Genomic DNA, 25724 nt, shown 5'->3' with positions numbered 1-25724 from the left:
GAGTGAGCCTCTACCGCGACGAGGGCGTCGTGCTGCGCACCCAGAAGCTGGGCGAGGCCGACCGCATCATCACCCTCCTCACCCGGCGCACCGGCAAGGTCCGGGGCGTGGCCAAGGGCGTACGCAGGACCATGTCGCGGTTCGGCGCGCGGCTGGAGCCGTTCTCACACGTGGACCTGCAGCTTCACGGCGGCAGGTCGCTCGACGTGATCACGCAGGTCGAGACCCTGCACCCGTACGGCGAGGCGATCGTCGCCGACTACCCGAGATACACGGCGGGCACGGCGATGCTGGAGACGGCCGACCGGCTGACCGTGGGGGAGAAGGAGCCGGCGCTGCGCCAGTTCCTGCTGCTGGTCGGCGGCCTCCGCACGCTCGCCCAGGGCGGCCACGAGGCCCGGCTGGTGCTCGACGCGTTCTTCCTGCGCTCGCTGGCGGTGGCGGGCTACGCCCCCGCGCTGTCGGAGTGCGCGCGGTGCGGCGCCGAGGCGGCGCGCGCCTTCGCGATCGTGGCGGGCGGGGTGGTCTGCGGCGCGTGCCGCCCGCCCGGCGCGGCCGTTCCCGCGGCCGAGACGATCGCGCTGATGATCGCTCTGCTGCGGGGCGACTGGACCGCCGCGGACTCCTCCGAGCCGCGGCACCGCACCGAGTGCAGCGGCCTGGTGGCGGCCTACCTGCAGTGGCACCTGGAGCACGGCATCCGTTCGCTGCGCCACGTCGAGCGGGAGTGGCCGAGCGCCGGAGATGCCGAACCTGCACCGGATCCGCACGTCTTCCGCACCTGAGGACCGCTCCGGACGCAATACGCTCGCTACATGGTTCGTCCTCCCACTCCACACCCGTCCGGGGCCACTCCACCCGACATTCCGCGCGCCCTGCTGCCGCGTCACGTGGCGATCGTCATGGACGGCAACGGCCGCTGGGCCAAGGCCCGCGGGCTGCCGAGGACCGAAGGGCACAAGATGGGCGAGGCGTCGCTGTTCGACGTCATCGAGGGCGCCATCGAGATCGGCATCCCCTACCTGTCCGCGTACGCCTTCTCGACCGAGAACTGGAAGCGCTCGCCCGACGAGGTGCGCTTCCTCATGGGCTTCAACCGCGACGTCATCCGGCGCAGGCGCGACGAGCTCGACGCCATGGGCGTACGGGTCCGCTGGGCCGGGCGGCCCGGCCGGCTCTGGCGAAGCGTGATCAAGGAGCTGGAGGACGCCGAGCGCAGGACGGTCGGCAACAGCACGCTGACCCTGCAGTTCTGCGTGAACTACGGCGGCCGCGCGGAGATCGTGGACGCGGCCGTGCGGCTCGCCCGGGACATCGCCGACGGCCGGGTCAAGCCCGACAAGGTCTCGGAGAAGGTCTTCGCCCGCTACCTCGACGAGCCCGAGATCCCGGACGTCGACCTGTTCCTGCGGTCCTCGGGCGAGCAGCGCACCTCGAACTTCCTGCTCTGGCAGTCCGCCTACGCCGAGATGGTGTTCCTCAACCAGCTCTGGCCCGACTTCGACCGCCGTGACCTGTGGCAGGCGTGCGAGATCTACGCCAAGCGCGACCGCAGGTACGGCGGCGCGCTGCCGAACGAGGCCGCCCCCGCCTCCGCACGGTAGCCGGACCCGCGGCGGGAGGTGTCAGGAGGCGTCGCGGCGGCGGGCGCGGGCCCGGTAGGCGGCCACGTGCATGCGGTTGCCGCAGGTGCGGCTGTCGCAGTAGACCCGGGAACGGTTCCGCGACTCGTCCACGAAGACGTGTGAGCAGTCGGGCGCGGCGCACGTGCGCAGCCGCTCCCGCTCGTTCTCCACGAGCACGTGGGCGAGCGCGACGCCGCAGTCGGCGGCCAGATGCTCGGCGACCGACGCGTCCGGCGCGAAGTAGTGGACGTGGAGCGGGTGGCCGTCGTGCTCGGTCAGGCTGGGCGTGATGCGGGTGCGGCCCAGCAGCGTGTTGAGCACCCTGACCGCCGTCGTCTGGTCGGGCGCGGTGAACACGGCGTGGAACGCCTCGCGCAGGGCCCGCACCTCGGCGAGGTCCCGCCGGGTCAGCGTCCGCACCCCGCTGACCTCGCGCCTGCCGACGAACTCCGCCAGGTCGGCGACCTCGGCCAGCCCGTCGCGCTCGCCGGCGCCGGTGTTGACGAGGTCCACCACCGTCGCCAGCGAGTACACCATGTCATGGCTGAACGGCACGCCATCTCCTTCTGTCGCGGCGGGCTTGGCGCGGCGCAGGAAGCGTACTCCCCGCGAGGCCCGCGCGGGGCGGGGTCAGCCCTTCCCGGCGGCCTTTCCCGCCGTCTTCGCGGGCGTCGCCGAAGGGGTGGCCGCGCCGCGTGACGCGGCGCATGAGGAGCAGGTGCCGAAGACCTCGACGGTGTGGGTGACGTCGATGAAGCCGTGCTCGGCCCCGACGACCTCGGCCCACCGCTCCACGTCCGGCCCCGCCACCTCGACCGTGCGCCCGCACAGCCGGCACACGAGGTGGTGGTGGTGCGTGTCGCTCTGGCAGGCCCGGTAGACCGACTCGCCCTCGTCGGTGCGCAGCACGTCGACCCGGCCCGCGTCGGACAGCGACTGGAGCGCCCGGTAGACGGTCGTGAGGCCGATCTTCGAGCCGTCCGCGCGCATCTCGGCGAACACGTCCTGCGCGCTGCGGAACCCGCCGCTCTGGCGGAGGATCTCGTGGACGGCGTCGCGGCTCTTGGTCATCAAGGACTCCCGGGTACGGCGGCGCCCTACGCACTGCGCCCTACGAAATACAGACTAGGTCGTGTCCGGCAGGTCGAGCGGCGCCGTCCGACCGGCGGCACCCGCGACGACCTCGGGACGGCTCGCGTCAGAAGAGCCCGAAGCGGGTCGCGACGAGGAGAACCAGGAAGGTCCCGACCGCCACGCGGAGCAACCGGCCCATCGGCCGCAGCGACGGCCACGACAGGTAGGCCAGCCAGGCGATGAACGCCAGCACCGGGAGCACGGCCACGCCGCCGCGCCAGTCCGGCACGACCAGCCCGGCGATGAGCAGCGCCACCAGGACCACCGGGGCCAGCCACCGGGGCATCTGGAACAGGAAGACCAGCAGCGGGGCGCTCTTCGTCTCGACCGTCCGGCGCGCCCCGGTGGCGCCCGGCGTGAAGAAGTGCTCGCCGGCGGGCAGCGGACGCACCGGGCGCGGCGATCGCCCCTGGGCTCCTCCCGCCCGTGCTCCCCGCGCCTGCGTCTCCCCGGCGGGCCTGCGCGCCAGGGGATGCACGGGGACCTGGCGGCGCGGCGGTTCCGTTTCGCTTCCCACGCCTGAGAGCCTAGCCCCGCCCGCGCCTCCCGCGCCCCTTCGCCCGCCCCCTCGCGGCGGGCCGTACGGGAGAGGGTGGCATGCTGGGCGGCATGCTCGCCGTGATCCGCTACTCGGTGCCGGGCGCCCGCACCGAGGAGTTCGCCACCCAGGCCCGCGCCATCCTGGACCTGCTGGCCGCGCAGCCGGGCTACCTCCGCGGACGGCTCGGCAGGGCGGTGGACGAGCCCGCGCTGTGGGCGCTGGTCAGCGAGTGGGAGGGGGCGGGCCACTACCGGCGCGCCCTGTCGGCGGCGCGGATGGAGATGTATCCGCTGATGACCCTCATGATCAACGAGCCGGGGGCCTTCGAGGACGTCTACGCGCCTCCGGGCGCCGGCGTGAACGCGGGGACCACGGGCAAGCCGTGAGCGCGGGGCCGCCGGATTCCCCTAAGCTTGGGCACGGATCCGGGCAGGTGGCCGGACGTCGCCGCCGCCGCGGGCAGGCGGCCGGGCCGAGCCCGGCCGCTTGAGCGAGCCGCCGGCGCATCGCCGACCTCGATCTGAACCTGACCTCGATCCGCACCGACCCGATCTCAACGCCGACACCCAGCCGGATGGAGTCCCACTGATGGCACGTCGCACCGACGTCCTGGAAACGATCGTCAGCCTCGCCAAGCGCCGCGGGCTCGTCTTCCCGTCGAGCGAGATCTACGGAGGCCTGCGGGCGTCCTGGGACTACGGACCCCTGGGTGTCGAGCTCAAGAACAACGTCAAGCGCGAGTGGTGGAAGGCCATGGTGCAGGGCCGCGACGACGTCGTCGGCCTCGACTCGTGCGTCATCCTCGCCCGCGAGGTCTGGCAGGCCAGCGGTCACGTCGAGACGTTCACCGACCCGCTCACCGAGTGCCAGTCGTGCCACAAGCGGTACCGCGCCGACCATCTGCTCGAGGCGTACGAGGCCAAGCACGGCAGCGAGCCCGCGGGCGGCCTGGCCGACATCACCTGCCCCAACTGCGGCAACAAGGGCGCCTTCACCCAGCCCAGGCAGTTCAGCGGCCTGCTGAAGACGTTCCTCGGCCCGGTCGAGGACGAGTCGGGCCTGGCGTACCTGCGGCCGGAGACCGCCCAGGGCATCTTCATCAACTACCTGAACGTGCAGCAGTCGGCCCGCCGGAAGATCCCGTTCGGCATCGGGCAGGTCGGCAAGTCGTTCCGCAACGAGATCACCCCGGGCAACTTCATCTTCCGCACCCGCGAGTTCGAGCAGATGGAGATGGAGTTCTTCGTCAAGCCCGGCACCGACGAGGAGTGGCACCAGTACTGGATCGACGAGCGCCTGCGCTGGTACGTCGACCTCGGCATCAACAAGGACAACCTGCGGCTCTACGAGCACCCGAAGGAGAAGCTGTCCCACTACTCCAAGCGGACGGTGGACATCGAGTACCGCTTCAACTTCGCCGGCGGCGAGTGGGGTGAGCTGGAGGGCATCGCCAACCGCACCGACTTCGACCTCACCGCGCACGGGAAGGCGTCGGGGACCGACCTGTCGTTCTTCGAGCAGGAGTCGGGCGAGCGTTACGTGCCGTACGTCATCGAGCCGGCGGCCGGTGTGGACCGCGCGACGCTGACCTTCCTCCTCGACGCCTACACGGTCGACGAGGCGCCCAACGCCAAGGGCGTGATGGAGGAGCGGACCGTGATGCGCCTCGACCACCGCCTGGCCCCGGTCAAGGTCGCGGTGCTGCCGCTGTCGCGCAACGCCGACCTGTCGCCGAAGGCCCGTGACCTGGCCGCGCGGCTGCGCCGCCGGTGGAACGTGGACTTCGACGACGCGGGCGCGATCGGCCGCCGCTACCGCCGCCAGGACGAGATCGGCACGCCGTTCGCGATCACGGTCGACTTCGACACCCTGGAGGACCAGGCCGTGACGATCCGCGAGCGCGACACGATGGCCCAGCAGCGGGTCGCGCTCGACCAGGTCGAGTCCTACCTGCGTCAGCACCTGAACGACTGATCGGCGCACCGAAGGCCCCGCCCGGGAGATCTCCCGGGCGGGGCCTTCCGCGTCGTCGACGAAAAGCGCCGGGGACGGGCCGGGCGGATCGTGGGGGCCCGGGGGATCAGGTGCAGCGCGTGTTCTTCGCGGGCACCCGCCCCTCCAGCAGGTAGGCGTTGACGCGGTCGTCGATGCAGCCGCTCTGGCCGTACGCGCCGTGGCCCTCGCCGTCCAGGGTCAGCAGCACCCCGGTGCGCAGCTGACCGGCGAGCCGCGGCGCCCACTGGTACGGCGTGGCCGGGTCGTTGGTCACGCCGACCACCAGGATGGGCCCCGAGCCGCTCGCGTCGACCCGCCGGGCGCCGTCGTCTCCCGGCACCGGCCACACGCTGCAGGACCCGGCGCTGGCCGCGGTCGGCGCGAAAACCGGCGTCCGCGCCCTGAGCCGCCGGGCCAGCTTCTCGGCCTCCTCGACCGACGGCCGGTCGGTGGTGTCGGCGCACAGGATCGCGGGCAGCGAGAACTGCAGGGTCGAGTAGCTGCCGTCGGGCCGCCGCCCGGCGTACTGGTCGGCGAGCGTGAGCAGGCCGCTGTAGTCGCCCTTCCCGCCCTCCTTCAGCGCCTCGGTGAGCAGCGGCCAGGTGAGTTTGCTGTAGAGGGCCTGCGTGATGCCGGCCCTGGCGATGTTCTGGGTGATCTCGCGGTCGCCCTGCTTCTGCGGCCTGCGGTTCAGGTAGTCGAGCAGCTTCAGCACGTCGGCCTTCACGGCGGCGGGGTCGGCGCCGAGCGGGCAGCTCGTCCGGGTCCTGGCGCAGTCGGCCACGTAGTCCTCGTAGGCCTTCTGGAAGCCGAGGGCCTGGGTCTTGGACATGTCGAGCAGGGTGACCGAGGGGTCGACGGCCGAGTCGAGCACCATCCTGCCCACCTTGCCGGGGAACTGGGTGGCGTAGACCGCGCCGAGGTGGGTGCCGTAGGAGAACCCGAGGTAGTTGAGGCGGGAGTCGCCGAGCGCCGCCCGCAGCGCCTCCATGTCGCGCGCCGCGTTGACCGTGCCGACGTACGGCAGGATCCAGCCCGCTTCGCGTTCGCACCCCTGGGTGAACTCGGCGACGAGGCTCTTCTCCGACCGGGCGTCGCCGCTGGGCTCGTGGGCGAGGAAGTAGTCCATCCGCGGGCCGCTGAGGCACCGGATGCCGCTGCTGCGCTCGACTCCGCGCGGGTCGAAGCTGACGAGGTCGTAACGGCCGCCCAGGGTGGAGAACGCGTGCGCCGCCTGCATGAGTGTCGTGACGCCGGAACCGCCGGGGCCGCCGAAGTTGAAGACGAGTGAGCCGAGCCGCCGGCCGGGCTCGGTGGCGCGCAGCCGGACCAGGGCGATGCCGATCTTCCTGCCGGACGGCGCGGCGTAGTCGAGCGGCACCTGGAGCGTCGCGCACTCGAAGCCGGACGACGACGCCGTCTCCTCGCACGGCTTCCAGTCCAGGCCCGGCGTGCCCGACACGCTCTGCTCCGGGGTGACCCGCGCGCCCTCGCACCCGGTGGCCGCCACCAGCGCGGCCAGTCCCGCGGCCACCGCCGTCGTCACCGGCCAGAGCCTCCGAGCCGGCACCCCCCGCGTCGGCACCCCCCGCGCCGATGCCTTCGGTGCCGACGCCTGCCGCGCCGGCGTCCCGCGTGCCGGCACCATTCGCGACACCGCTCGCGACACAGGAAACCCTCCCCTTGGCTGTGGTCGGAGGGTGGCTCGTTTATATCGCACCCGAGCGGCTCAGCACGGCCGACTCACCGGTACGCGGCCTTACCGGCCACGTGGTCTACACCATTTCCGTGCTTTCGAACGCCCGCCGCCTCGGCCCGGCGGCGAATTGGTATGAACCATTGCCACGGTCCCGTAAAAATCAATTGGATTAGACCTCTGCGGCCTCTTCTACCTGGGTAAACGGTATGTGAGGCAGAGGGTGACGGTTGAGGATGATTTTCCCCGGTACAGTCCAGTTGCAGGCCGCTTCGATGGCTTTTGCGGCAGTTCAGAAGGGAGCGTCGGATGCCGAAGTATGTTTACGGATTCACCGAGGGTAACAAGGACCTCAAGGACCTACTCGGCGGCAAGGGCGCCAATCTGGCGGAAATGACCAACATCGGCCTGCCCGTGCCTCCCGGCTTCACCATCACCACCGAGGCGTGCCGCCACTACCTGCGGCACGGCGACCTGCCCGGCGGACTGGAGGAGGAGGTCGGCGAGTACCTCGCCGCCCTGGAGGCGCGCATGGGCAAGCGTCTCGGCCAGGCGGACGACCCCCTGCTCGTCAGCGTCAGGTCGGGGGCCAGGTTCTCGATGCCCGGCATGATGGAGACGGTCCTCAACATCGGCCTGAACGACGACTCGGTCCTCGGGCTGGCCAAGCAGTCGGGCAACGACCGCTTCGCCTGGGACTCCTACCGCCGGCTGATCCAGATGTTCGGCAGGACCGTGCTGGGCATCGACGGCGAGTCGTTCGAGGACGCGATGGACGACCTCAAGGGCGACCGGGACGACACCGAACTCGAGGCGGCCGACCTGCAACGGCTGGTCGAGACCTTCAAAGGCATCGTCCGCGCCCGGGCCGGCCGGGAGTTCCCCGCCGACCCCCGTGAGCAGATGGACCTCGCCGTACGGGCGGTCTTCGAATCGTGGAACGCGCCCCGCGCGGTCCTCTACCGCCGTCAGGAGCGCATCCCCGCCGGCCTCGGCACCGCCGTCAACGTCGTCGCCATGGTGTTCGGCAACATGGGCCCCGACTCGGGCACCGGGGTCGCCTTCACCCGCGACCCGGGTTCCGGGCGCCGGGGGGTCTACGGCGACTACCTGCGCGACGCCCAGGGCGAGGACGTCGTCGCCGGCATCCGCAACACCGTTCCCCTGCAGGAGCTGGAGACCATCAACCCGGAGGCGTACCACGAGCTTCTCGGCATCATGGCGACGCTGGAGCGGCACTACCGCGACCTGTGCGACATCGAGTTCACGATCGAGCGCGGCAGGCTGTGGATGCTGCAGACGCGGGTCGGCAAGCGCACGGCCGAGGCCGCCTTCCGCATCGCCACCCAGCTCGTCGACGAGGGCCTCATCGACATGGACGAGGCGGTCACCCGGGTCAACGGAGACCAGCTCGCCCACCTCATGTTCCCCCGGTTCGCCGCCACGGGTGGCGGCCACCGGCTGACCACCGGCATGAACGCCTCGCCCGGGGCCGCCGCGGGCCGGGCCGTCTTCAGCTCCGAGCGGGCCGTCGAGGTGGCCGGACGGGGCGAGGCGGTCATCCTCGTGCGGCGCGAGACCAACCCCGACGACCTGGCCGGGATGATCGCGGCGCACGGCGTGCTCACCTCCCGGGGCGGCAAGACCTCGCACGCCGCCGTGGTCGCCCGCGGCATGGGCAAGACCTGCGTGTGCGGGGCAGAGGAGCTGGAGGTCGACCCGCACGCCCGCCGTTTCACCGCGCCCGGCGGGGTCGTCGTGAACGAGGGCGACCTCATCTCGATCGACGGGAGCACCGGCGCCGTCTACCTCGGGGAGGTGCCGGTGACCGCCTCGCCGGTGGCCCGCTACTTCGAGGGCGGGCGGGTCGAGGACGAACTGGTCCGGGCCGTCGACCGCGTCATGACCCACGCCGACGCCGTACGCCGGCTGGAGGTGCGGGCCAACGCCGACACCCCCGAGGACGCCGCTCGCGCCCGCCGCTTCGGCGCGCTCGGCGTCGGGCTCTGCCGTACGGAGCACATGTTCCTCGGGGAGCGGCGGCGGCTCGTGGAGGACCTGATCCTGGCGCCGGGCGACAAGGAGCGGCAGGTCGCGCTGGACGCGCTCGAACCGCTCCAGACGGCCGACTTCGCCGGCATCTTCGAGGCCATGCGCGGCCTTCCGGTGACGATCCGGCTTATCGACCCGCCGCTGCACGAGTTCCTGCCCGACCTCACCGACCTCGCCGTCCGGGTCGCCGTGGCAGGCGAGCGGGCCGGCGACCGCGACCGCAGGCTGCTGGCGGCGGTCCGGCGCCTGCACGAGCAGAACCCGATGCTCGGCCTGCGCGGCGTCCGGCTGGGCCTCGCGATCCCCGGGCTGTTCGCCATGCAGGTGCGGGCCATCGCCGCCGCGGCCAGACAGGTCGAGGGCGCGCGGGCGGAGATCATGATCCCGCTGGTCGGCGCCGTGCAGGAGCTGGAGATCGTCCGGGAGGAGGCGACGGGAATCCTCGCCGAGGCGGTCGTGGAGGCGGCGATCGGCACGATGATCGAGGTGCCCCGGGCGGCGCTGACGGCCGGGCAGATCGCCGGGGCCGCCGACTTCTTCTCGTTCGGCACCAACGACCTCACCCAGATGACCTGGGGGTTCTCCCGCGACGACGTGGAGAGCGCCTTCTTCGGCAGATATCTCGACCTCGGGGTCTTCGGCGTCTCGCCGTTCGAGTCGATCGACCGGGACGGCGTCGGCCGGCTGATGCGGATCGCGGCCGAGGAGGGCAGGCGGGCCCGGCCCGGCCTGAAGCTCGGCATCTGCGGCGAGCACGGCGGCGACCCCGACTCGGTCCACTTCTGCCACGAGATCGGGCTCGACTACGTCTCCTGCTCGCCGTTCCGCGTCCCGGTGGCCCGGCTGGAGGCGGGCCGCGCCGCGCTGACCCGCACGGGTTCCGACAGCCGGTGAGTTGAAATTCCACAGAACATCCGGACTGGTTGTGGAACATCCAGTTCATGATGCGGGTAGTTCACCGGGCCGCGCGACACGGCCCGGTGAACGTTGATCCCGGCCGCCTGACTGATCACTCTACGTACCTACCGCAAGGGAGGGCGTGGAGTGAGAAGACGTCTGTACCCGCCGGCGCTGGGGATCGCGGCCGTGCTGCTCGGTGTGATCCCCGCCGTGCTCGGCGCCGCCGCTCCGCCGGACGCCTCGGCGGCCGGACCGGCCGGATCGGCGAGGGTCGCCCCGGCGGTGCGGGCCGTCGATCCGGCGCCGTCGAGGCAGTACCAGGTGGACGGCCCCGCCGACGTCGCCCAGCGCAGCGCCGTCGCCCGTACGGGCGCCGCCATCGACGAGGTCCACGGCCGGAGCCTGGTCGTCACCGCGACGCCCCGGGAGGTCGCGGCCATCCGGGCGCTCGGGTTCAGGGTCACCGAGCTCGCCCCGCCCGCCGACGAGAGCGGGCCACAGACCTTCGACTTCCCCTCGGGCGACTCCGGCTACCACAACTACGCCGAGCTCAGCACGCTGGTGGACCAGGTCGTCGCCGCCCATCCCGCGATCGCCCGCAGGTTCAGTTACGGCCGGTCGTACGAGGGTCGCGACATGATCGGCGTCAAGATCAGCGACAACGTGGCCACCGACGAGAGCGAGCCGGAGGTGCTGTTCACCGCGCACCAGCACGCGCGCGAGCACCTCACCGTCGAGATGGCGATCTATCTGCTGCGCCTGTTCACCGACGGGTACGGCAGCGACGCCCAGATCACCGACCTGGTGAACACCCGGGAGATCTGGATCCTGCCCGACCTCAACCCCGACGGCGGGGAGTACGACATCGCCACCGGCTCCTACCGGTCGTGGCGCAAGAACCGCCAGCCCAACTCCGGCACCTCCAGCGTCGGCACCGACCTCAACCGCAACTGGGCCTACCGGTGGGGCTGCTGCGGCGGGTCCTCCGGCACCGCGTCCAGCGAGACCTACCGCGGCGCGGCGGCCGAGTCCGCGCCGGAGGTCAAGGCGGCCGCCGACTTCGTGCGCGGCCGGGTCGTCGGCGGCGTCCAGCAGATCAAGGCGGCCATCGACTGGCACACCTACAGCGAACTCGTCCTGTGGCCGTACGGGTACACGACGGCCGACACCGGCCCCGGCATGACGCAGGACGACCGGGACGCGCACGCCGCGCTCGGCCGCAGCATGGCGGCCACCAACGGCTACACCCCCGAGCAGGCCAGCGACCTCTACATCACCGACGGCTCCATCGACGACTGGATGTGGGGCACCTACAAGATCTTCACGTACACCTTCGAGATGTATCCCACCGGGAGCAGCCCCGGCTTCTACCCGCCCGACGAGGTCATCGACAGGGAGACCTCGCGCAACCGGGCCGCGGCGCTGCTGCTCACGCAGAACGCCGACTGCGTCTACCGGGTCATCGGCAAGGAGTCCACGTACTGCGGCACCGGCACCCCGTCCACGACCGTCTACTCCGACGACTTCGAGACCGCGACCGGCTGGACGGTGAACGCGGCGGGCACCGACACCGCGGCCTCCGGCGCCTGGGAGCGGGGCCGCCCCGCCGCGACGTCGTCGAGCGGGGCCAAGCAGCTCGGCACGCCGGTCAGCGGGAGCTACGACCTGGTCACCGGCGCGGCGGCGGGCGCGAGCGCCGGGGACTACGACGTCGACGGGGGAGCGACGACGATCAGGTCGCCCGCGATCACGCTGCCGTCGTCGGGGACGCTCACGCTGTCGTTCTCCTGGTATCTCGCCCACGGGTCGAACGCCTCGCCGGACGACTACTTCCGGGTGAGGGTGATCGGCGGCACGACGAGCACGGTCTTCGAGCAGCTGGGCGCGGCCGCGAACCGGAACGGCTCGTGGAGCGTCGCCACGGCGTCGCTGACCGCCTTCGCCGGCCAGACCGTACGGATCCAGATCGAGGCGGCCGACCTGTCGGCGGCCAGCCTGGTGGAGGCCGCCGTCGACGACGTGAAGATCACGAAGAGTTAGCGCCATTCCCAGCGGACGCCTCGGACGCCCGGCCGGGCGGCGGTGTCCACGACGTGGGCGGTCCCGAACGCGTCGACGCGCAGCTCACCGGCGTCCCCGGGCGGCGCCGACGCGTCCGGGGACCAGGTGTGGAAGCACCGCACCGGCAGCCGCCCGCCCGCGAACCGCACCTGCGTCAGGAACTGCTCGACCGGGTCCCGCAAGTGCAGGTCGTAGCGGTCGGCCGTCGCGGGGAACGCGGTGACGTACTCGACGACGCGGGTCTCGCCGGTGGTCAGGGGATGCGGGAAGATCAGCTCTGTCAGCGTGCCGGGGCCCGCGTCGTCGCTGCGGCCGGGGCGGCAGGACTCGGCCCGCAGCAGCCGGGCGCCGGGGGGATGGGCGACCACGTACCGGTCCACGCCCGGCGCCGCGGCCCGCAGCACGACCCGGGCGCTGGCCCGGTTCCGGCGCCGGTCGGCGCCCACGACGACCTGTTCGTGGTGGCTGAGCACGGCGACCGTCTCCGGCCGCCGGCCCCGGGGACGGGGCGGCCCGAGCAGGCCGATCAGCGCGTACTCGGGCAGCGACAGGATCGTCTCCAGCTCCCGGACGGCCGCCAGGGAGGCGGCGCGCTCCGGCCGGGACCGGCCGCGCTGCCAGTAGCTGAGGCTGGACAGGCTGATGGCGACGCCGCGCTCACGCAGCCGTGAGTGGAGGCGGTCGAGGCTCAGCCCCCGGGCGCGGATCGCCGTCCGCAGGGCCCGCTCGAAGGGTCCCGATCTGAGGACCTCCGCGAGCTCGTTGTCCACCACCTGGGCTCCTCCTCGGCAGCGAAGCCGAGTATCACCCGGCGTCGCGAATCACGGCAAGAGCGGCAATCTTCCTTCGTACTACCGGATCTGTCGTGAAACCCGACCTTCGGGGGTACGCTCCATTCCCCGCCGGATGGGGGCCGGACGCGGCCGGGACACGGCCGGGGCACGGCGGCCAGGCGAGGGCGACAGGGAGGAGGACGCATGGCCCGCTACGACGAGCACGACCAGGCACGATGGGTGCCGGAGCCGCCCGGGAACCCCGAGCGGAGCCCGTTCGAGCGCGACCGGGCGCGCGTGCTCCACAGCGCCTCGCTGCGCAGGCTCGCCGCCAAGACGCAGGTGGTGGCCCCCGCCGACTACACCGGCCTGCACAGTCCCCGCACACGGCTGACCCACTCGCTGGAGTGCGCGCAGATCGGCCGGGAGATGGGCAGGGTCCTCGGCTGCGACCCCGACCTGGTGGAGACCGCCTGCCTCGCCCACGACCTCGGGCATCCCCCCTTCGGCCACAACGGGGAGGCCGCGCTCGACGAGCTGGCGACGCCGTGCGGGGGGTTCCAGGGCAACGCCCAGAACCTGCGCCTGCTGACGCGGCTGGAGGCCAAGGTCATCACCGAGGACGGCCGCAGCGCCGGGCTCAACCTCACCCGCGCCGCGCTCGACTCGGTCTGCAAGTATCCCTGGGCCGGGTCCGCCTGCCGCGTCCCCGGCGTCCCGCTCGCCGGCGAGGGCGGGCCGTACTGCGTCTACCCCGACGACCTCGCGGTCTTCCGGTGGGTGCGGGAGGGGGCGCCCGACTACGCGATCCGCTTCGAGGCACAGGTCATGGACTGGGCCGACGACGTGGCCTACTCGGTGCACGACCTGGAGGACGCGCTGGCCTGCGGCCACGTCACGACGGCGGAGCTGCGTGACCCGGAGGAGCGGCTGGAGGTGTGCCGCCTGACCCGGGAGTGGTACGCCCCCGACGCCGACGTGGACGAACTGGCCGAGACATTCGCGCGGCTGCTCGCCGAGCCGCTGTGGCCGGCCGACTTCGACGCCGGGCTCGCCGACCTCGCCGCGCTCAAACGGCTCACCAGCACGCTCATCGGCCGCCTGTGCCGCTCGGCCCAGGACGCCACCCGCGAGGCGTACGGCTGCCGTCCCGGACCCGGGGGGAGAGGGGCGTGCCTGCGCTACGACGCGAACCTGGAGGTGCCGAGGACCGCCCGGCTGGAGTGCGCGCTGCTCAAGGGCGTGACGGCCCGCTACGTGATGTCGCGGGAGTCGCACCACGCTGTGCAGGCCCGGCAGCGCGAGCTCATCGCCGAGCTGGGCGACCTCGTCATGCGGGGCGCCCCCGCGACGCTGGAGCCGGCCCTGCGCCCGCAGTTCGAGCAGGCGGCCGACGACGCGGGGCGGCTGCGCGCGGTGGTCGACCAGATCGCCTCGCTCACCGACGCGTCGGCGATGGGCTGGCACCGCCGCCTGTCGGCCTCCCGCCGTCTCGTCGGCTGACCCCGGCCCACCGGTAATCCGCAACTTGGGCCGGTAGGCCCGCCGGCGTGGTCTGGGCCGTTTGTGTGGTTTGCCCGGTCTGTGGTGCGGGCTCTTGTGCGGCGCCCGCCGGCCGGGTCGTCTGCGCGGCGTGCGTGTTCTCCGCGGCCGGGGCCGGCCGGGCTGTCCGCGCTGCTTCCGCGGCGGACCGCACGAACGCGGCCAGCGCCCGCGACCTGCTGCCCTCCGGCCAGGCGAGCACGAGAGTCGTCGGCGGCGCGTCGGCCACGGGCACGCCGACGAGGTCGTGCCGCAGGTTCGCCCGCACCGACTCGGGGACGACCGCCACCGCCCGGCCGAGCGCGATGAGATGCATCAGGTGGCCGCTCTCGGCCATGCGGTAGGTGCCGTCGGGGGCGGCCCGCGGCCACCGCGGCAGCGGCTCGCGGTCCAGGTCGGCCATCGACAGCACGGCCCGGGCGGCCAGCGGATGCCGCCGGGGCAGCACGGCCACCTGCGCCTCCGTCAGGAGGTCCTCGAAGGCGAGGCCGGTCAGGTCCTCGCGCGGGGCGTGCATCAGGGCGGCGTCGGCCCGGCCGTCCCGCACCATCGCGCCGCGCTCCCAGGAGCTGAAGACGATGTCGACGGGCAGCGCGTCCGGCGTGGCCGCGTACGCCGTGAGGATCACGGGCAGCAGGCCGGCGTCTGCGTCCGGTTTGGCGGCCAGGACGAGGGACGGCTCGCTCCGCCCGGCCCGCCGGGTGCGGCGCACGGCCGCCGACACCGCCGCGAGCGCGGCGCGGCCCTCCCGCAGCAGCGTCTCGCCCGCCTCGGTCAGGGTGACCGTGCGGCTGTCGCGATCCAGCAGTCGCGTGCCGAGGCGGCGTTCGAGCCGCTGGATCGCCCGCGACAGGGGCGGCTGCGCGATGCCGAGGCGGCGGGCCGCCCGCCCGAAGTGCAACTCCTCGGCCACCGCCACGAAATAGGCCAGCTCCCGCGTCTCGACGCCGTCGTCACCAGCGTTCATACCGCGAGGGTATCGCCGGTGACCGAGTCGGTGTTGGGCCGCGCGCGGGGCGGGATGGTGGGCTGGACCCATGACAGGCACTGACACCGTCGCCCTGGTAACGGGCGCGAACAAGGGAATCGGATACGAGACCGCCAGGCAGCTGGGCGCCCTCGGCATGACCGTGCTGCTCGGGGCGCGCGATCCGGAGCGCCGCGACGCGGCGGTCACGGCGCTCCGGGCGGAGAGCCTGGAGGTCCATCCGCTGACGCTCGACGTCGCCGACGACGAGAGCGTGCGCGCGGCCGCGGAGCGGGTGGGCGACCGCTTCGGCCGGCTCGACGTGCTCGTCAACAACGCCGGGATCTCCGGCGACGCCCGGCAGCCGCCCGGCGCGGCCGACCTCGGCGGCGTGCGCGCGGTGTTCGAGACCAACCTCTTCGGGGTCGTCCGGGTCACCGACGCCATGCTGCCGTTCCTGGCGAAGTCGGCGGCCGGACGCGTCGTGAACGTCTCCAGCGGCACGGCGTCCATGACGCACATGAACGACCCGGACCACCACTTCACCGGCATGCCGGGGAACGTGGCCTATCCCGTGTCGAAGACCGCGCTCAACGCGCTGACCGTGCAGTACGCCAAGCACCTGCGCCCGCTGGGCGTCCTCGTCAACGCCGTCGCTCCCGGCGCCTGCGACACCGACTTCGCCAGGGACCTCGGCCTGGCCTTTCCCCGTACGGCGGCGCAGGGCGCGGCGGTCGTGGTGCGGCTCGCGACGCTCGGAGCGGACGGGCCGACTGGCGGCTTCTTCGACGAGAACGGCCCGATGCCCTGGTGAACGGTCTCCTGGTGAACGGTGCCCTGGTGAACGGCCGGGGCCGAAGGGCTCAGAGAGGGACGACCACCCTGGTGTCCTCGTCGTTGTCCTTCTTCTTGGGCGGCCGGGACTCCTCCGGGGGCGGCGAGGACTGCTGCTGCTTGGAGGCGCACAACTGGGTGCAGGGCGGCGTCGCGCCCAGCCTCTTGCGCAGCGTCAGCATGGCCTTGCGCGGGGAGACCGTGCGATTGCCGTCGTCCCAGGCGTCAAGGTAGGGCCACGGCGGCACGATGCCCCGGCGGATCCACCAGTTCTGCGGCGCGGTCGGCCAGGAGATGGCGAAGTAGAGGTTGCTCGCGGTGTCGCGGGCGTTGCCGGAGTTGCCCACCCGGCCGAGGAGCTGCCCGGCCTTGACCTTGGCGCCCGCCTTGAGGTCCTCGTCGACCGAGTCGAGGTGGCCGCCGAGGTACAGCACGCCGTCCTCGCCCTTGACGGTGACGTACCGGCCCTCCCGGTCGGCGCCGCGGTCGGTCGAGGGGGCCCACTGGTTCTTGACGTTGACCTCCTGGACCACTCCGTCGACCGGCGACACGAACGCGCACCCCTTCTCCGCCCAGATGGTGGTCTTGGGGAGCACGAGCAGCTTGCGGGAGTACGACACCTTGCATCCCTTGACCGGGAAGGCGTACGTGTAGGGGGACATCTTCGGCGGCGGCATCCGCACGGGCTCGTCGCCCGCGGGGGGAACGGCCTGTCCAGGGTCGGAAGGAGCGGTCGCGGCCGTGATCCCGTTCGCCGGCGGCGTCGCCGGCGGCAGCGTGCTCACACCGGCGACGCCCCCGGGCGCGCCGCAGGACGCCGCGAAGAACGCGGCGCCGGTGAGGGCGGCCAGTCTCCCCGATCGCATGATCTCCACCTGGTCGACGTTACCGAACCTTTCCTTTCTAACGGACCAAGCCGGATATCACGACCGGTTCGGGAAAGTCGTGACATGTCCGCATGCCCGGACGAGGGGCGGCCCGGCCTGTCGGAGGCCGGCACTAGACTCGCCAGCGTGGCAGGGCGAAGCGGGCGGATCAGTGACGAGGACATCGCGCTCGTACGGGAGCGCTCACCGATCGCCGACGTCGTCGGCGAGCACATCCAGCTCCGCAACGCGGGCGGGGGCAACCTGAAGGGGCTCTGCCCGTTCCACGACGAGAAGTCGCCCTCCTTCAACGTGACCCCGGCCCGGGGCTACTACTACTGCTTCGGCTGCGCCGAGGGCGGCGACGTCATCACGTTCGTCCGCAAGATCGACAATCTCACGTTCGCCGAGGCCGTCGAGCGGCTCGCGCAGCGTGCCGGCATCCAGCTGCGCTACGAGCAGGGCGGCTACGTGCCGGGCCGCGAGCAGGGCGAGCGGGTGCGGCTGATCGAGGCGCACCGGGCGGCCGCCGAGTTCTACGCCGAGCGGCTGTCCGGCCCCGAGGCGGGCCCCGGGCGGCGCTTCCTGTCCGAGCGCGGCTTCGAACGGGCCGACGCCGAGCACTTCGGCGTCGGCTACGCGCCGAACGAGTGGGAGGCGCTGTCGCGGCACCTGATGGGCCGCGGGTTCACCGCACAGGAACTGATCAAGGGCGGGCTCGCCCGTGAGGGCAGGCGCGGGCCGGTCGACCGGTTCCGCGGCCGCCTCGTCTGGCCCATCCGCGACATCACCGGCGACGTCATCGGCTTCGGGGCGCGCAAGCTGCTCGACTCCGACGACGGCCCCAAATACCTGAACACCCCCGAGAGCCCGATCTACCACAAGAGCTCGGTGCTGTACGGCGTCGACCTCGCCAAGCGGGAGATCGCGCGGCGGTCCCAGGCCGTGATCGTCGAGGGGTACACCGACGTCATGGCCTGCCACCTGGCCGGTGTGCCGACCGCGGTGGCCACCTGCGGCACCTCCTTCGGCGAGGAGCACATCAAGGTGCTGCGCCGCCTGCTGCTCGACCAGGCCGAGTTCCGCGGCGAGGTCATCTTCACGTTCGACGGCGACTCCGCCGGGCAGAAGGCCGCCCTGCGCGCCTTCCAGGACGAGCAGAAGTTCGTCACGCAGACCTTCGTCGCCGTGCAGCCCAATGGTCTCGACCCCTGCGACCTGCGGGTCAAGCAGGGCGACGCGGCCGTGCGGGACCTGATCGCCGGTCGTGAGCCGCTGTTCGCCTTCGCGGTGCGCAGCGTCCTGTCCCGCTACGACCTCGACACCAACGAGGGCCGGCTGGCCGCGCTCGACGCCGCCGCGCCCATCGTGGCCTCCATCAAGGACCCTGGGCTGCGCAAGGCGTACACGGTCGACCTCGACCGCTGGCTCGGCTTCATGGACGAGGGCTTCGTCATCCGGCGCGTGCAGCAGACGGCCGGCCGGGCGCAGGAGGGCGCACGTACCCCCGGCGGGCGTGCCCAGAACGGGCAGGGCGGGCGTGCCGCGGCCGGGCAGCAGGCGGGCCCGGGACCGGCCGCGAGGTCGGGCGCGGCGGGGCCCGACCCGATGGATCCCGCTGTACGGCTGGAGGCCGAGGCGCTCAAGCTCGCCGTGCAGCGGCCCGCTCTGCTCGGGCCCGAGTTCGACGCGCTCGAGCCCGACACGTTCACGCTGCCCGAGCACGTCGCGTTGTTCGGCGTCGTCGCCGCGGCCGGTGGGACCGCCGCCGGCGGGCCGGGCGGGCGCGAGTGGGTGGACCGGCTCCTGGAGCAGACGGAACCCGGGGCCGCGGGCGCGGTGCCCGGCCTCGACCTGAGGTCGCTCGTCACCCGGTTCGCGGTCGAGGCCGTGCGCGCGGACGTGAACGTCGAGGAGCGGTACGGCGCGGCCGTCCTGGCCAAGATCCAGGAGATCTCGGTCGGCCGGGCGGTCGCGCGGGTGAAGTCGCGGTTGCAGCGGCTCAACCCGGTCGACGAGCAGCAGGAGTACAACCGGCTGTTCGGCGAACTGGTGGCGCTGGAACAGCAGCGACGGGTGTTGCGGGAACGCGCGAGCGGAGCCTGAATAAGCGTCCCTTTCCAGACCGCACAGCCGCCAAACATATACTTTGATCTCGATTCGGTGTTGACTTTGGCCTTACCTTGGGTGACAAAAATAGGCCTGCCGTTTAGTGGCGCCTTTCCTGCACACTGTGTTGCGTGGGTGCATCGGTGCTGCCAAGCAGGCCGCCATCGGTAGATCAGGTGGCGGACCTCGTCGCGAAGGGAAGAGAACGCGGGAGCGTCACGGTTGACGACGTGGCCGCCGCGCTCGACCGATCCGAGTTGCCGGCCGACGCGCTGGAGCGCGTCGTGCGGATGCTCGCCGAGAACGGGGTTGAGGTCCTCGAACCGCAAGGGGATGAGGAGCCCAGCAAGCCGGACGAGGAGGACGTCGGCAAACGGGCTCCGACGAGTGACCTGGTCAGGATCTACCTGCGGGAGATCGGCAGGGTCCCCCTGCTCACCGCCGAGGAGGAGGTGGAACTGGCCAAGGCCATCGAGGCCGGGCTGTTCGCGGAGGACAAGCTCTGCGAGAGCCTCGCCGCGAGGTTCGCCCGGCCGGAGCTGGAGGACCTCGTCTGGGAGGGCGTGCGCGCCAAGCAGCGGCTCATCGAGGCCAACCTCAGGCTCGTGGTCTCGATCGCCAAGCGATACGTGGGCCGCGGAATGCTGTTCCTGGATCTGATCCAGGAAGGCAATCTCGGATTGATCCGCGCGGTGGAGAAATTCGATTACACCAAGGGTTACAAGTTCTCCACCTACGCGACATGGTGGATTCGCCAGGCGATCACCCGGGCGATCGCGGATCAGGCGAGAACGATCCGCATTCCCGTCCACATGGTGGAGACGATCAACAAACTGGTCCGCGTGCAGCGTCAGCTCCACCAGGACCTCGGCCGGGAGCCGGCCCCCGAGGAGATCGCCGCCGAGATGGACCTGCCCATCGACCGGGTGGTGGAGATCCAGCGCATCGCGCAGGAGCCGGTCTCGCTCCAGGCGCCGATCGGTGAGGAGGACTCCGACCTCGGCGACTTCATCGAGGACGCCGACGCCGTGGTGCCGATGGAGGCGGCCGCCTTCATCATGCTGCAGGACCAGCTCGACGACATCCTGGCCACGCTGTCGGAGCGCGAGCAGCGGATCATCCAGCTCCGGTTCGGCCTCGCCGACGGCCACCCCCGCACGCTGGAGGAGGTCGGCCGCGAGTTCGGCGTGACCCGGGAGCGCATCCGCCAGATCGAGTCCAAGACGCTGGCCAAGCTGCGTCACCCCACCCGGGCGCAGATGCTCAAGGACTACCTGGACTGACGCCGTCATCACGCGGACGAGCGCCCTCCGGTCCCGGCGGTGTGGGGCCGAGGAGGGCGCTCGTCCGCGTCATGCCCCTTGTGCGAACCGCTCCGGACTCACTCCCGGCCCCGCGACCGGACGGGGTTCACCCGCCGGATCGGGTCGCTCCCGGCCCTGCGACCGGGACGGGTCCGGCCGCCGGATAGCCTGCGGGTGGTAACGGTCGTCGTCCGCTGGCGGTGTTCCCTTGACTGCATCCAGGCCCTCCCTGTCCCGCCTGTTCGGCTCCCGCCTGCCTCGTGAGGTCCGTACGGCGCTCGCGCTCGAAGGCGGCGAGCGCCCGATCAGCCACGCGCGTACGGCGGAGGGCGGATACGCGGTCGCCACCACCCGGGCGATGCACCTGCCCGGCGGGCCGCGCCTGCCCTGGCACCTGATGGACAAGGCCGTGTGGGACGAGGAGGGCGTCACGGTCACGATGACCGACGGAGCCGCCCACCGGGTCGTCCTGCCCGAGCCCGGGCGGCTGCCGGAGGCGATCCGCGAGCGGGTCACCTCGACGGTCGTCGCGAGCCGCCACGTGACCATCGACGGCCGCGGGGGAGTGCGCCTGGTCGCCCGCCGCGTCCCCGGCTACGACACCCCGCGCTGGGAGTTCATCTTCGACCCCGGACTCGACGCGACGGATCCGGGCCTGCGCGCCCACGCCGAGCAGGCGCTCGAAGAGATGCGGCGCAGCCTCGGCGTCTGAGGCTCTTGTCTGGGGCCCTTGTCCGGGGCTCTTGTCTGAGGCCCTTGCCTGAGGCCCTGCGCAGTACGAGAAAGCGGCGGCCTCCCGGCAGGTGCCGGGAGGCCGCCGCTCGCGTCCGATACCGCCCCGCCGATGGGCGGCCGGTTCCGGGGGAATCCTCGGTGGACTCAGTCGGTGCCGGGCCCCGGCCAGCCGGTCGCCGCGCCCACCCTGTCGGGCCTGTCGGACTCCCAGGTGTCCGTCCTCTTCAGGAACGGCACCTTGTCACCCGCCAGATCCTTGGCCTTGCCCGCCACCTTCGAGGCCTGCGCGCCGACCAGTCCCGCCGCCTCCTGCACCGTGGGGCTGTCCGCGAACCGCTGCGTGAAACGCTTGATCTGCTCGTAGCGTTCGCGCCCGGCCCGCGTGCCGAGGACGTAGCCGACGGCCAGCCCGGTGGCGAACATCGCCTTGTATCGCATCTTCCACCTCCGCGCTCGTGTTCCACGCCCCTCTACCCCGAGGGCCTGTCTCTATCCAACAGCAGAGGTCCCGGCCCCGCTCCAGTGGGCCCCACGGCCCGGCCCCGCACTCTTTGCCGTACGACGATCAGGAGCGGGGGACACGTGGACGTATTCGATGTGACAGGCACCCCCCAGAGTGCGCTAATCTAGTTCCGCGCCGCAAGGAAAGCCGAAAGGCCGGAACGAGCGGAGCAGAGTTTCGATCCCGTGTAGCTCAATCGGCAGAGCAGCCGGCTGTTAACCGGCAGGTTATAGGTTCGAGTCCTATCGCGGGAGCTCATCACTCCGGAGGCCGGTGATCACAGATCACCGGCCTCCGGCCGATTTGGTGTCGCTCCTGGCTCGGGGTGGCCGTGACCGGGAGTGTCAGGCGAGGAACTTCTCGATCGTCATGATGAGCTCGTCCGGCTTCTCCATCGCCGCGGCGTGGCCGCAATCCAGTTCCACGTAGTCGCTGCCTGGGATCGCGTCGTGGAACTCGCGGGCGTACCGTACGGGAACCAGCTGGTCCTGCCGCATGCCGAGGACCAGCGTGGGACACTCGATCTTCCGCACGTAGTCGCTGATGTCCAGCCGGTTGATGAGCTCGAGCAGGGCGATCAGTCCCTCGGACGGCATCAGCCCGGAACGCAGCCGGAGCCGCTCGCTCGCGCTCATCGAGTCGATGAACGTGTCCGAGACCACGTGCAGGAGTGTGAACTCGGCGAAGGCGTCCGGGTCCAGTTCGGCCAGGCGCAGCCAGGTGCGCATGAGCAGGCGCTGCCACGGCCGGCGGTAGTGCACGAACCCGCCGAGGACGACCATGCGGCGCACGAGCTCCGGTCGCTTGCCGGCCAGGGCGGCGGCGACGACGGCGCCCGTGGAGATTCCGAAGAGGTCCACCGGGCCGCGCGCGGCGGCCTCTACCACACCCGCCACCTGATCGACCAGCATGTCGACGTCCATCTCGCCCTCGGGGAGCGGGGTGAGGCTGCTGCCCGAGTAGCCCGGTACGATCGCGCTGCGGTGCTGCGTGAAGTGCTCGAGCAGGGTGGCGAAGCTGGTCTCCGGGTGTCCGGTGCCGCCGTGGATGAGGACGAGCTCCGGCCCCGGTCCCTCTCCCGCGACGTGGTAGCCGACGGGGATGCCGGAGACGTCGATACTTCGCTGCGTCGTCGTGGTCAACATGCGCTTTCCATCCCGTTCTCTCGACAGGCGGTCACTTCGTGGTGGTCGCCACCATGCCGGTCTCACCGGCGGCCTGCTCGCCGCCCTCCCGGCCCGCCCGGGACAGCCACCAGGTGAGCAACGCCGCCAGCGCGGCGAAGCCCGCGGCGACCGGCAGGAGGACGGCGGAGCCGGTCGCGGTGAGCAGGCCCGCTCCGATGACGCTGGACAGGAACTGGCCGAGGTATCCGGTGGAGGTGTTCAGCGAGGTCACCAGCGACGTGCCCCCAGGTGGCGCGTACGCGATGATGCGGTGCTGCTGCGGCCCGATGACCGAGTAGGACACGACGCCGCTGAGCGCCTCGGCGATCACCACGAGGACGAAGACGTCCCGGATCGGCAGCATGATCAGGAACACCGCGGCGACGCCCAGCGTGGCGCCGATGACGACGCGGCGCGGGCCGTACCGGTCGGCCAGCGAGCCGGCCGTCAGGTTGCCGGCCGTGGCGGCGATGCCGAACACCAGCAGCAGGAGCGCGAGGCCGGATTCGTGCCCATGGAGCGCCGGCGCGAAGACCGCGCTCATGTACGTGAAGGGCAGGAAGATACCGATGAACGCCAGCAGGGTGACGATCAGGATCCGCAGCACCCGCCAGTCGGTCAGCGGTGTGATGCGCTGCCGCAGCGTTGCCTTCTGATCGAGTTTGATCGGCGGGAGCAGCACGGTGAGGACGATCGCGACGACGGCGGCGACCACGGCGACGAACCAGATCGCCTTCTGCCAGCCCCACGCTCCGCCGATGAGGGTGCCCAGCGGGGCGCCGAGCACCAGCGACAGCGTCGCCCCGGCGGTCACCATTGAGATGGCCCGGCCCCGCTGCTGGTCGCCGGCGAGATGCGCGGCCGTGGCCACGGCGCTCGCCACGAACAGCGCCGCGCCGCACCCGGCCAGCACGCGGGATGCGAGGACCAGACCGTAGACGTGCGCCGACGCGGTCACGGCGTTGCCGACGGCCAGCAGTGCGACGCCGGTCACGAGGACCCGGCGCCGGGGCCACAGGCCGGTGAGCGTGGCGAGGATCGGGCCCAGCAGCGCGTAGGAGAAAGCGAAGACGCTGACCAGCTGACCGGCCGCGGCGGTACTGACGTGCAGCGTTTGTTGGATCTTCGGAAGGAGACCCACGATGATGAATCCGTCAGTTCCGACGACGAATGTCCCGAGTGTCAGAACCGCAGTCCGCGCCCGCCAGGGAAACTCTCCTGAGGTCTTTCCGGTCTCGGTCATCGCGTTATCACACCCAGCGCAGCCAATGGCTTTCCTCGTATCACGATCAAACCTTCGTGGACGGTCTTGACGAATCTTACGGTGAATCCTCTTCAAGGGGCGGCCGATTGATTCCGCGAGGCGCGGAATTCCTCGACGCCTGGGGTGGTCACGTCAGTACGGTGGCCATTCCGGGCGGTTAAGGCCGATCCGCCGTGACGGCACTGATCAGCCAGCTCCGCGGCACGCCACGCGCCTCGCGGGGAGGCACGGCGTACGGCCAGCGGCGCTCGCCGGCGCCCGGCTCGCCCGGCTGCCGGAGATCCTCGACGGTCCACCCGTGTGCGGTCAGGAATCCCTCCGGGTCATCGGTGCCGAACCGCCACGGCGTGCCGTCCTCGCGCAGGCGCCGCAGGAACGACTGCGTCATCGGGTGGCGCAGCAGGGCCGCGCTGGTCATGTCGACGACCAACCGGCTTTCCGACGGACAGGCGCCGGCCACCGTCTCGAGCAGCCGTCCGGCCTGCTCTTCAGTGAGGAAGAACAGCAGGCCCTCGGCGATCCACAGGGTGCGCTCGGCTGGGTCGAACCCGCCCGACTTCAGCGCCTCCAGCCAGTCCCCGGCCAGGTCGGCGCTGATCGGTACCGTCGGCACCCGCGGCTCGGCCGCGAGCGCAGCCAGGCGCGCCTGCTTCTCGTCCAGCAACGGGCCGTGGTCGACCTCGTAGACGGTCGTGCCGGCGGGCCAGTCGAGGCGGTGGGTGCGTACGTCCATACCGTTGGCGAGCAGCACGACCTGCCGGATGCCGGTCTCGCCGAGGATGCGCGTCAAGGCGTCGTCCATGTACCGGGTGCGCACGGCGACGAAGTCGGACACGCCGGCGCCCCGGTATCGGTCGAGCAGTTCGAACCCACGTGGTTCGGCCAGGCACCGAGCGTACTCGTCGCGGAACAGGCCGTCGGAGCGTTCGGTCTCCAGCGCACGGACGGCCGCGGTCCATTGGGCGGTGTAGGAGATGTCATCCACGCGATTGCCTTTCTCCACTCGCGTCGATCAGGTGGCCAGAAAGTGTTTCTCGATGGCGGCGAGCGTGCGAATGTCGCTGATGTTCAAAGTGTCCATGTCGATCTCGACACCGCTCACTTCCTGGATGAGGAACACGAACTCGACGAAGGAGAGCGAGTCGACCAGGCGGCTGTCGATCAGATCCTCGTCGACTCCGACGTCGGTGCGATTCTTGTGCTTGGCGAGGATCCATTCCTTGATCTGATCGATTCGCGCCGTTGTCTGCTGCTGGGTCATCTCAGGAATCCCTCAAGTTCTGATCATGGTCGCCGCGACGGCCACGGCGTACGCGCCGTCGTGTGTGACGCTGACTGATATCTCCGACTCCACCCCGGCGGCCTGGGCCAGCTCCGCGGACATCCCGTCGAGCCGGACGACCGGCCACCGGCCCGCTCCGCCGTCGACCTGCAGGCTCTGCCAGGGCACCGGCCGGTTCCGCTGGTGAAAGAGCTTGAACACCGCCTCCTTGATGGCCAGGAAGCCGGCCACCGCGCTGGGGTCGAGACGGCCCTGCCGGGTGCAGGCCGCGATCTCCTCCGGCCGGAGCATGTGCGACAGCACCGGCCGGCGCTCCGGCCGCACCAGGTCCTCGGCCCGGGAGATCAGCACGATGTCCACTCCGACCCGCGGCACG

Annotated in this window: 24 protein-coding genes and 1 tRNA gene; 12 read left to right on the top strand and 13 right to left on the bottom strand. The window is 71.6% G+C overall.

What is annotated here, in order from left to right; translation table 11 throughout:
- Positions 1-2 precede the first annotated feature (2 nt).
- Both recO and HHX40_RS02850 read left to right on the top strand, forming a co-directional pair.
- Positions 3-785 (top strand): DNA repair protein RecO, encoded by a 783-nt coding sequence (recO, locus tag HHX40_RS02855; RefSeq protein ID WP_182879287.1) that lies wholly within the window; start codon positions 3-5, stop codon positions 783-785.
- A 30-nt stretch (positions 786-815) separates the two neighbouring features.
- Positions 816-1604 carry an isoprenyl transferase gene (locus tag HHX40_RS02850; protein ID WP_182874708.1) on the top strand — a complete coding sequence of 263 codons (789 nt, stop codon included), beginning with the start codon at positions 816-818 and terminating at the stop codon, positions 1602-1604.
- 21 nt (positions 1605-1625) lie between these two features.
- On the opposite strand, the gene HHX40_RS02845 is transcribed toward HHX40_RS02850, so the two are convergent.
- From HHX40_RS02845 to HHX40_RS02835, 3 genes are all read right to left on the bottom strand, one after another.
- The gene (locus tag HHX40_RS02845; RefSeq protein ID WP_225312076.1) at positions 1626-2180 is read right to left on the bottom strand and encodes a CGNR zinc finger domain-containing protein; all 555 of its coding nucleotides are present in this window, start codon (positions 2178-2180) and stop codon (positions 1626-1628) included.
- 75 nt (positions 2181-2255) lie between these two features.
- Positions 2256-2696, bottom strand: a complete 441-nt coding sequence (locus HHX40_RS02840) for a Fur family transcriptional regulator (RefSeq protein ID WP_182879286.1) — start codon at positions 2694-2696, stop codon at positions 2256-2258.
- A gap of 127 nt (positions 2697-2823) precedes the next feature.
- Positions 2824-3276 (bottom strand): DUF6703 family protein, encoded by a 453-nt coding sequence (locus tag HHX40_RS02835; RefSeq protein WP_310737918.1) that lies wholly within the window; start codon positions 3274-3276, stop codon positions 2824-2826.
- 92 nt (positions 3277-3368) lie between these two features.
- On the opposite strand from HHX40_RS02835, the gene HHX40_RS02830 reads away from it, so the two are divergent.
- Together HHX40_RS02830 and HHX40_RS02825 are read left to right on the top strand one after the other, a co-directional pair.
- Complete coding sequence (locus tag HHX40_RS02830) at positions 3369-3686, top strand: antibiotic biosynthesis monooxygenase family protein (RefSeq protein ID WP_182874707.1); 318 nt, start codon at positions 3369-3371, stop codon at positions 3684-3686.
- A 202-nt stretch (positions 3687-3888) separates the two neighbouring features.
- On the top strand, positions 3889-5274 hold the full coding sequence (locus HHX40_RS02825; RefSeq protein ID WP_182874706.1) for a glycine--tRNA ligase: 1386 nt from the start codon (positions 3889-3891) through the stop codon (positions 5272-5274).
- A 106-nt stretch (positions 5275-5380) separates the two neighbouring features.
- Here HHX40_RS02825 and HHX40_RS02820 read toward each other — a convergent pair whose 3' ends face one another.
- The gene (locus HHX40_RS02820; RefSeq protein ID WP_310737917.1) at positions 5381-6841 is read right to left on the bottom strand and encodes an alpha/beta hydrolase; all 1461 of its coding nucleotides are present in this window, start codon (positions 6839-6841) and stop codon (positions 5381-5383) included.
- A 459-nt stretch (positions 6842-7300) separates the two neighbouring features.
- On the opposite strand from HHX40_RS02820, the gene ppdK reads away from it, so the two are divergent.
- Together ppdK and HHX40_RS02810 are read left to right on the top strand one after the other, a co-directional pair.
- Positions 7301-9937 (top strand): pyruvate, phosphate dikinase, encoded by a 2637-nt coding sequence (ppdK, locus tag HHX40_RS02815; RefSeq protein WP_182879284.1) that lies wholly within the window; start codon positions 7301-7303, stop codon positions 9935-9937.
- 150 nt (positions 9938-10087) lie between these two features.
- A complete protein-coding gene (locus HHX40_RS02810) occupies positions 10088-11983 on the top strand; it encodes a M14 family zinc carboxypeptidase (protein WP_310737916.1) in 1896 nt (631 codons plus the stop codon).
- Here the strand turns inward: HHX40_RS02810 and HHX40_RS02805 are convergent.
- Positions 11980-12777 (bottom strand): hypothetical protein, encoded by a 798-nt coding sequence (locus HHX40_RS02805; RefSeq protein WP_138461348.1) that lies wholly within the window; start codon positions 12775-12777, stop codon positions 11980-11982. The genes HHX40_RS02810 and HHX40_RS02805 overlap by 4 nt on opposite strands.
- Positions 12778-12981: 204 nt before the next feature.
- Between HHX40_RS02805 and HHX40_RS02800 the strand changes: the two genes are divergently transcribed.
- A complete protein-coding gene (locus HHX40_RS02800) occupies positions 12982-14280 on the top strand; it encodes a deoxyguanosinetriphosphate triphosphohydrolase (protein WP_182879283.1) in 1299 nt (432 codons plus the stop codon).
- On the opposite strand, the gene HHX40_RS02795 is transcribed toward HHX40_RS02800, so the two are convergent.
- Complete coding sequence (locus tag HHX40_RS02795; protein ID WP_182879282.1) at positions 14216-15286, bottom strand: LysR family transcriptional regulator; 1071 nt, start codon at positions 15284-15286, stop codon at positions 14216-14218. The two genes, HHX40_RS02800 and HHX40_RS02795, sit on opposite strands and share 65 nt — an antisense overlap.
- 70 nt (positions 15287-15356) lie before the next feature.
- Here HHX40_RS02795 and HHX40_RS02790 point away from each other — a divergent pair, with 70 nt between their 5' ends.
- Positions 15357-16100, top strand: coding sequence for an SDR family oxidoreductase (locus tag HHX40_RS02790; protein ID WP_182879281.1), 744 nt, complete (start codon positions 15357-15359; stop codon positions 16098-16100).
- 49 nt (positions 16101-16149) lie between these two features.
- On the opposite strand, the gene HHX40_RS02785 is transcribed toward HHX40_RS02790, so the two are convergent.
- Positions 16150-16986 carry a M23 family metallopeptidase gene (locus HHX40_RS02785; protein ID WP_182874700.1) on the bottom strand — a complete coding sequence of 279 codons (837 nt, stop codon included), beginning with the start codon at positions 16984-16986 and terminating at the stop codon, positions 16150-16152.
- Positions 16987-17070: 84 nt separating this feature from the next.
- Here HHX40_RS02785 and dnaG point away from each other — a divergent pair, with 84 nt between their 5' ends.
- The 3 genes from dnaG (at position 17071) to HHX40_RS02770 (ending at position 21111) form a co-directional block, all read left to right on the top strand.
- Entirely contained in the window at positions 17071-19092 is a 2022-nt protein-coding gene (gene dnaG / locus HHX40_RS02780) for a DNA primase (RefSeq protein ID WP_182879280.1), read from the top strand.
- 146 nt (positions 19093-19238) lie between these two features.
- On the top strand, positions 19239-20378 hold the full coding sequence (gene rpoD / locus HHX40_RS02775) for an RNA polymerase sigma factor RpoD (RefSeq protein ID WP_204283337.1): 1140 nt from the start codon (positions 19239-19241) through the stop codon (positions 20376-20378).
- Positions 20379-20607: 229 nt separating this feature from the next.
- A complete protein-coding gene (locus HHX40_RS02770; protein ID WP_244302028.1) occupies positions 20608-21111 on the top strand; it encodes a hypothetical protein in 504 nt (167 codons plus the stop codon).
- 167 nt (positions 21112-21278) lie between these two features.
- Here the strand turns inward: HHX40_RS02770 and HHX40_RS02765 are convergent, their stop codons facing one another.
- Positions 21279-21572, bottom strand: a complete 294-nt coding sequence (locus HHX40_RS02765; RefSeq protein WP_117410106.1) for a YtxH domain-containing protein — start codon at positions 21570-21572, stop codon at positions 21279-21281.
- Between the two features lie 245 nt (positions 21573-21817).
- Here HHX40_RS02765 and HHX40_RS02760 point away from each other — a divergent pair.
- Positions 21818-21890 (top strand) — tRNA-Asn (locus HHX40_RS02760).
- A 90-nt stretch (positions 21891-21980) separates the two neighbouring features.
- Here the strand turns inward: HHX40_RS02760 and HHX40_RS02755 are convergent.
- The 5 genes from HHX40_RS02755 to HHX40_RS02735 all read right to left on the bottom strand — a co-directional run bounded on the left by HHX40_RS02755 (position 21981) and on the right by HHX40_RS02735 (position 25723).
- Positions 21981-22781, bottom strand: coding sequence for an alpha/beta fold hydrolase (locus tag HHX40_RS02755; protein WP_182879279.1), 801 nt, complete (start codon positions 22779-22781; stop codon positions 21981-21983).
- A gap of 31 nt (positions 22782-22812) precedes the next feature.
- Positions 22813-24045 (bottom strand): MFS transporter, encoded by a 1233-nt coding sequence (locus HHX40_RS02750; protein WP_182879278.1) that lies wholly within the window; start codon positions 24043-24045, stop codon positions 22813-22815.
- Positions 24046-24223: 178 nt separating this feature from the next.
- Positions 24224-25051 carry a class I SAM-dependent methyltransferase gene (locus HHX40_RS02745; RefSeq protein ID WP_182879277.1) on the bottom strand — a complete coding sequence of 276 codons (828 nt, stop codon included), beginning with the start codon at positions 25049-25051 and terminating at the stop codon, positions 24224-24226.
- Positions 25052-25078: 27 nt separating this feature from the next.
- Positions 25079-25327, bottom strand: coding sequence for a phosphopantetheine-binding protein (locus HHX40_RS02740; protein ID WP_182879276.1), 249 nt, complete (start codon positions 25325-25327; stop codon positions 25079-25081).
- Between the two features lie 12 nt (positions 25328-25339).
- Positions 25340-25723 (bottom strand): holo-ACP synthase, encoded by a 384-nt coding sequence (locus tag HHX40_RS02735; RefSeq protein WP_220498547.1) that lies wholly within the window; start codon positions 25721-25723, stop codon positions 25340-25342.
- Between the last annotated feature and the right edge of the window lies 1 nt (position 25724).

Source organism: Microbispora sp. H10949 (assembly GCF_014161435.1).
Classification (GTDB): domain Bacteria; phylum Actinomycetota; class Actinomycetes; order Streptosporangiales; family Streptosporangiaceae; genus Microbispora; species Microbispora triticiradicis.
Note: the sequence above shows the minus strand (reverse complement) of the source record. Positions and strands in the feature narration are given on the sequence as shown.